This window comes from Azohydromonas aeria (genome assembly GCF_009760915.1).
GTDB lineage: Bacteria > Pseudomonadota > Gammaproteobacteria > Burkholderiales > Burkholderiaceae_C > Azohydromonas > Azohydromonas aeria.
On the sequence record NZ_VIDQ01000056.1, the window covers coordinates 45,515 to 51,514 of the forward strand.

Below are 6,000 nucleotides of genomic sequence, written 5' to 3' on the forward strand. Positions count from 1 at the left end.
CCCGCGCCTGCCAAGCCGCCCCGCTCTGCAAGATCAGGCAGGAAGGCCCAGCGCCTCACGCCGGCCGGCTTCGTCAAGGACCGTGCCGATCAGGTCGTTGCTCGTGTGCGCCTCAACCGGGGTGTCGATGCTCCACGCGAGCCCGTACTTGCGCACCAGCACCCGGAACGCCTCTTGTGCCTGGTCGCGCGTCATCGGCGGCGCCCAATCCAGCGCGAGCAGCGCCAGCACCTCGGCCACATGGCCCCCCTGCACCTGGCGAAGGCCGCAGCGGTCCGCCACGCCCTGCCGGGGAGAGAACGTGACCGTGTGCCGCCGGCGCTGGCTCCCCGGCACCGGCTCTGTCGTCACCGTTCCGATGACGGCGCTGTTGGCTCGGACGTAGGTGGTGCCGCACGCGGACCACAGCGTAAAGGTGGTTTGCATGGGTGGTGCTCCCGGTTCAGGCGTTGCGGCTTGCCGCGGCCATGCGGCGCAGCTTCTCGGCGAGCTTGCTGCTGGCCTTCAGCCGGGCGCTGTGGTGACGCTGCAGCGCGGAGCCTTCACGGGCCTCGCGGCAGCACTCGACGTCGCGGCTGTCGCGCGTGTTCAAGGCATCGAGCAGGATCTGAAAGTCGGTGCCGGCGAGTTGCTCGCTGTCGATCAGGTCGTCGGCGTCCAGGGAAGGGGAGATAGCGATACCGGGCATGGTGGTGTGTCTCCGGGGAACGGTGTTGCGAAGGGGCAGTGGTTCAGCGCGACGTGCAGGCGGCCTGCAACTGCGCCTGCAGCTCGGCGCTGCGGCGGCGCTCAGCCGCCAGCTCGATCCGCAGCGCCTCGGCTTCGGCCTCGGCCTGCAGCGCGCGCGCGTGCCAGGTGTGCAAGCCCTCCCGCCATCACTCCTGACCGGCGGGAACAACGGTCACAGGGGGGGGCAAGCGGGGCAAGGGGGGCAGTGCTCATGGCGGGCCTCAAGCTGCCGCGCGCGCGGCGCCGGACAGCAGTTGCTCTGGGGTGAGCCGGCCGATGCGGTCGAGCTCGTTTCGCAGCGCGATCAACGCGGTGTCGCAGCCGGGCGAGAAGGGGCCGGCGGCGCCGGCGCGGCAGACGGCATCGGCCGCGCGGGCACGTGCAGCCTGCGCCAGCAATGCGCGCTGCGCCTCTGCGGGGTTGGCGGCGCTCACAGCCTAGCCTCGCTGCCGATGCCGACGGCTGGCCTGACCAGCTCGGCGGCGATGTGCTCGGCCTGCTGGCGCTGGGCGATGACCCGCTCAGCCCGCTCGCGCCAGCCGCCCGGGCGCGAAAACTCATGCATCCCCGATGCCACCCGGCACGGCCGCCTGCTCCACCAGCGCCAGCAAGGCGGCGTTGTACGCCTGGAGTTCCTTCGAGCGCCCCTCGGCCGAGCGCAGCTTGTCTTCCGTGCGCAGCAGCGAGCGCGACACGTCGTGCAGTTCCCGCCGCAAGCCCTCCAGCATCGGGGCCTTGAACAGCTCCGCCGCGATCTCGGCCACGGTGAGCCCGGGCAGGGCCGCTGCGCTGGCGTCGCTGCCGATGGCCTGCCACCCCTCGCGCCCTTGCGCGCAAGCACGTGCACGCATCGCGAGCAGGCCCAGATCCATCCTGCGCAGGCCCTCGCTGGTGAGGTTGAGGACGCCCGGGCACCTGTCCAGCACGGCATGCCCGTAGCACTCGGCCATGCGGTACTTCGAGCAGCTGCACCAGTCCGTACCGGGTGTGAAGGTGCCGAGCGCCTTGGCGATGTGCGGCGTGTCGATGCCGCGCACGGCGGCCATGAACTTGTCAAAGCCGGTCAGTACGGTGTCGGGGTTCATTGCTGGTCCTCGTGGGCAGGGATGACGGGCTGCGCCGGCGCGGCGCAGGCTGCAACGCGGTCAAGTTCGGGCGGATTGAGCAGCGCCAGCAGTTCGCGCGCTGCCTGGTGATGGGGCTGCGTGCCATCGCGCACCAGCGCCCGGGCGTCGTCGTTCGACAGCAGCGCCGGCACTGCGAAGGGCAGCCCCCATGCGGCTTGCAGCCCGGCCGCGTCGGCTGCGCGCTGCACCTGCAGCGGCTCCTTCCCGGGGTCGTCACTCGGCGTGAGAAACCAGCCCTCCATCAGCGCCGCGTCGTCGTGGTCCAGGTTGAACCAGCACTCGACCATGACGGCGTACACATCGGGCTTGTCGTTGCCTTCGCACATTTCGGGGCTCCTTGATCGGCCAGATGAGCGGGAGCCCTGGCCGGGCTCCCTGCCTTGTCAGGCGGCGACGGGCTCGGCGGCAGCCGGCACGTCCCCGGGGACCGGCTCGCCGGCCTTCAGGGCACGCATGCGCTCGGTGAGCAGCCACAGCGCGCGGTTAATCCCCACGTCACGGTCCATGCCCTGGACCGGGCGGGTCTGCATGGGCTTGCCCTTGGCGTTGCGGCCCTGCTGCGCGCCCTTGATCGCGTTTTCCTGCAGCCGGTTGAACGTGCGCCACAGATCGTTGCCCCGGTCTTCCCAGCGGCGCGCCGTGTTGATCTGCGAAGCAGTCACGGGAGCAGGCGTTGCCGGGTCGTCGAACCGCACCGACAGGGCGGCCTCGGCCAGGATTTCCTGCTCCGTGTCGTCCAGGGTGATGAGGCGCATGTCGTCCACCTTCTCGATGACGCGGGTGAAGCCGTCGAGCACCTCGAAGGCGCCTTGCAACACGCGGTCGCGCACGTCGCCCTTGTGCGGCACCCGCACGTCTCGCACGGCGCCGTCCTGCACAGTCATGCCGTTGGTGCAGATCAGGCGGTACATGCCTGAGAGCATCTGGTACGCGCTCGTGCCGTCGTGCGAATTCAGCAGCAGCATTTCCGGCACCGAGTCGCCGATCTTGAGGGCCTTGAACTGGCCGTGGTCGAGCTGGCTGGTGTGGCGCAGCCGCAGCATGTGCTTCGTGTACGGGGTCTTGTCTTCCCGCAGGCAGCGCGACTGCATCGCCGAGTACGGCATGAACCCTTCCTTGCGTAGCGCGTCCAGCACCGCGATGGTAGGGATATAGGCGTAGCGCTCCGACCGGCTGGAATGCGCCGATTCGGCGAACAGAGAAGGAACGTGGTGCTGCAGTTCTTCCGTCGTCAGCGGGCGGTCGCGGCGGATGCTGTTCACATTGCGACCGAAGCGAGTAGCGAGCATGTGGTCCATCAGTGACTCCAGGGTTCGGGGCGCCGCTTTATTGCATCGCCTTGAAGTCATTTTCGGTGTTTCACCCATATCAAGCAAGCACTACACATTCTCCATAATCGACACGCGGATTATTGGTGCGCTTGCTTGCAATGAGTGTTTGGACTATTATTTGCCATCGCATGCAGCGATCACGGCGCCTCCCGCATGAGAGGCAGGAGCTACAGATGAACTTGTCTGAACAATCGCAGATCGTCGAAGCAGCCAAGCGGGTGCAAGGCCGGGAAATAACCGTGCCGCTGAAGCACCTTTTCCGTCACGCCCTCAACGTAAGACGCAAAGCCCCGGCACGCAGCGTCGAAGAACTGGCGGCGCTGATTTACTCCCAGGGCTTGCTGCAGAACGTAATCGTGCAAGCTGAGGTGTCAGGCAAGAAGGCACCCAAGCCCACGGGGCGCTACGGCGTCGTGGCTGGTGGCCGCCGCCTGGAAGCACTGAATTTTCTGTTCACACAGGGCAAGGTGACGGCTGATTTTCCGGTGCGCTGCCTGGAAGTTTCTCAAGACGATGCCGTTTCGGTATCCCTGGCTGAAAACTGCGGGCGCGAACCTCTCCACGGGGCAGACCAGCTTGATGCTTTCGCCGCCTTACTTGAATTGGGCAAGACAGTCGGGCAAATCGCCGACGCTTGGGGCATCAGCCCGCTTACTGTGGAGCGCCGGCTGAAGCTTGCCAAGATCAGCCCGAAGCTCATGGCACTGTACCGGGACGACAAAATCGAACTGGAACAGTTGATGGCCTTGACCCTCACGGATTCGCACGAATTGCAGGAAACCCTCTGGGAGAACACCCCATCCTGGGAGCGGTCTGCGTATAACTTGCGCCGCAAACTGACTGAGTGCGACGTGCCGTCAAATAATCCGCTGGTTCAGTTCGTAGGATTTGCCGCCTACGAGGCGGCGGGTGGGAACGTGCGCCGCGATCTTTTCTCTGAAAATGAAAACGCGCCGGGGTTTATGACTGAACCGGCTCTGCTCCAAAAATTGGCGCTGGATCGCCTGGAGCGCGGGGCTGAAGCCGTGCGGACGGAAGGCGGCTGGCAATGGGTGGAGGTTCGCACCAGCCTGAGCTACACCGACCGGCAGGCGTTCGCCCACTACCGCACGCTCGATGTAGCCCCGAGCGATGGGCAGCAAGAGCGCCTGGATGCTCTTGAGTCCCTGCTGTCGGAACTGGAGGCCAAGATTGACAACCTGAACCCGGAGGATGACAGCGCAACCATTGACCTGCTGGAAGGGCAACAGCGGCAGGCAGAGGCAGAGCGTGAGGCGATTGAGCAGACCTTGCAGCAGATCGACCCCCGCGACCTGCCGCTGGCCGGCGCGGTGGTGTACGTGGACCAGCGCGGCGAACTGGCCGTGCTGCGTGGGCTGGTGCGCGCGGAGGACCGTAAGGCACAGGTGGCGCAAGGCGACACGGCAGCAGCACCGGGCAGCGCAGGTACGGCAAAGGCCAAGGCACCCAAAGCTGACTACTCGGAAAAGCTGCTGCGCCAGTTGACCGCGCACCGCACGGCGGCGCTGCGCGCAACGCTCGCGGACAGCCCGGCTATTGCGCTGCGCGTGCTGGCCTACCAGCTTGCTGTGCAGACCGGCCTGTCGTCGCGCTGTGGCTCCGGTGATCGCCCGGTCGAGATTCGCGCCGACACCGCCGATGTGCGCAAGGAAGGCGCCGATCTGGCCGAGTGCAAGGCGCAGCAGGAAATGGAAGCTCATGCCGAGCGATGGGGCCAACTGCTGCCCGGCGACCAGCGCGCACTGTTGGCCTGGGTGCTCAAGGCCGACGACTCCCAGGTGCTGGACCTGCTGGCCGTCTGCACCGCGAGCACGCTCAACACGGTGCAGGGCCGCGAGGCGCCGCAGCCCATTGCGGACGCCATCGCCGCCGCCGTGGGCCTCGACATGTCGGATTTCTGGCAAGCCGATGCCCATTACCTGGGCGCCGTGCCCAAAGCCAAGATCATCGACGCGGTGCGCGAGGGCGCAGGCGCTGAAGCGGCGGCGGGCCTGGAAGGGCTGAAGAAGGGCGAGGCCGTCGCGCTGGCGCAGCAGCGGCTGCAGGGCACGCGGTGGTTGCCGCCCGTGCTGCAGGCCAAGGGCTGAAGCTGCAACTGCCTCGTACCGGCCTCTGCTGCAAGGGCAGGGGCTGCGACACGGACCGCAGTGCTGTGCTGTTGGCGGCGTTGGATATCCCGTATCGCCGGTCGCCATGCGTTCAGCGCACCGCGAAAACCGTCGGATGCGAGAGCAGGAAGCTTCAGGTTGCTGAAAGGCCTGTGGTTATCCTGACCCAGTGCTCGCAAGGGAAAGGGAATCGAATGGCAAGGCTGGTTGTCACCCTGCTGCTGCTGGCCTATGTCGGCGCCGGCATCGCCTCGGCTTACTTGCCGCCGCAGCAGATGCCGTGGCTGGTCGGGATGGCCAGCGCCGTCCTGGCAGCAGCCGCGGCCGTGGGCATCGGTGCCCAGCTTGGCAAGCAGGCCGGACGCTGAAGCCCGGTCTGCCGCACCGGGCGGGCGCCGTCGCACGCGAGCATCCGCTCCCCTGGCCTGGCGGCCTGATCGGAGACAATCAGCCGCTTTGTGCTCGACATTCAAACAGCCTTCGTGACGATGCTCGCTGGCGTGTTTGCCAGTGCCGTCGCGATGCCCATCCTGGTGGGCTGGCGCGGCAGCACGGCTGTAAGCGGCCGCTGCGCGGCGTCCTTGCCTAAACGCTCACGCCGTGCAAGGCCGAACGCAGCGGGCTGGCGGCGAAGTGCTGCTTCCACAGCCGTGGCGTGAGCTCGGCCACGCGTGCTGCCGGGTG

Annotated in this window: 10 protein-coding genes; 2 read left to right on the top strand and 8 right to left on the bottom strand. The window is 67.1% G+C overall.

The genetic code is table 11. The annotated features are described in order from the left end of the window. Positions 1-33: 33 nt before the first annotated feature. From FJ694_RS25495 to FJ694_RS25520, 8 genes are all read right to left on the bottom strand, one after another. Positions 34-426 carry a hypothetical protein gene (locus tag FJ694_RS25495; protein WP_157270135.1) on the bottom strand — a complete coding sequence of 131 codons (393 nt, stop codon included), beginning with the start codon at positions 424-426 and terminating at the stop codon, positions 34-36. Between the two features lie 16 nt (positions 427-442). After that, the gene (locus FJ694_RS25500) at positions 443-688 is read right to left on the bottom strand and encodes a hypothetical protein (RefSeq protein ID WP_157270136.1); all 246 of its coding nucleotides are present in this window, start codon (positions 686-688) and stop codon (positions 443-445) included. A gap of 43 nt (positions 689-731) precedes the next feature. Next, complete coding sequence (locus FJ694_RS37660) at positions 732-863, bottom strand: hypothetical protein (RefSeq protein WP_259373179.1); 132 nt, start codon at positions 861-863, stop codon at positions 732-734. Between the two features lie 87 nt (positions 864-950). After that, positions 951-1,163 carry a hypothetical protein gene (locus FJ694_RS25505; RefSeq protein WP_157270137.1) on the bottom strand — a complete coding sequence of 71 codons (213 nt, stop codon included), beginning with the start codon at positions 1,161-1,163 and terminating at the stop codon, positions 951-953. Then, on the bottom strand, positions 1,160-1,294 hold the full coding sequence (locus FJ694_RS37665; protein ID WP_259373180.1) for a hypothetical protein: 135 nt from the start codon (positions 1,292-1,294) through the stop codon (positions 1,160-1,162). Before FJ694_RS37665 ends, FJ694_RS25505 begins: the two co-directional genes overlap by 4 nt. Then, on the bottom strand, positions 1,287-1,814 hold the full coding sequence (locus FJ694_RS25510) for a hypothetical protein (protein WP_157270138.1): 528 nt from the start codon (positions 1,812-1,814) through the stop codon (positions 1,287-1,289). Before FJ694_RS25510 ends, FJ694_RS37665 begins: the two co-directional genes overlap by 8 nt. Then, a complete protein-coding gene (locus FJ694_RS25515) occupies positions 1,811-2,182 on the bottom strand; it encodes a hypothetical protein (protein ID WP_157270139.1) in 372 nt (123 codons plus the stop codon). Before FJ694_RS25515 ends, FJ694_RS25510 begins: the two co-directional genes overlap by 4 nt. A 57-nt stretch (positions 2,183-2,239) precedes the next feature. Beyond that, positions 2,240-3,145, bottom strand: a complete 906-nt coding sequence (locus FJ694_RS25520; protein ID WP_157270144.1) for a DUF932 domain-containing protein — start codon at positions 3,143-3,145, stop codon at positions 2,240-2,242. A 215-nt stretch (positions 3,146-3,360) separates the two neighbouring features. On the opposite strand from FJ694_RS25520, the gene FJ694_RS25525 reads away from it, so the two are divergent. Both FJ694_RS25525 and FJ694_RS25530 read left to right on the top strand, forming a co-directional pair. Further along, positions 3,361-5,295, top strand: coding sequence for a ParB/RepB/Spo0J family partition protein (locus FJ694_RS25525; protein WP_198320989.1), 1,935 nt, complete (start codon positions 3,361-3,363; stop codon positions 5,293-5,295). 215 nt (positions 5,296-5,510) lie between these two features. Then, positions 5,511-5,684 (top strand): hypothetical protein, encoded by a 174-nt coding sequence (locus FJ694_RS25530; protein ID WP_157270141.1) that lies wholly within the window; start codon positions 5,511-5,513, stop codon positions 5,682-5,684. The last annotated feature ends 316 nt before the right edge of the window (positions 5,685-6,000 follow it).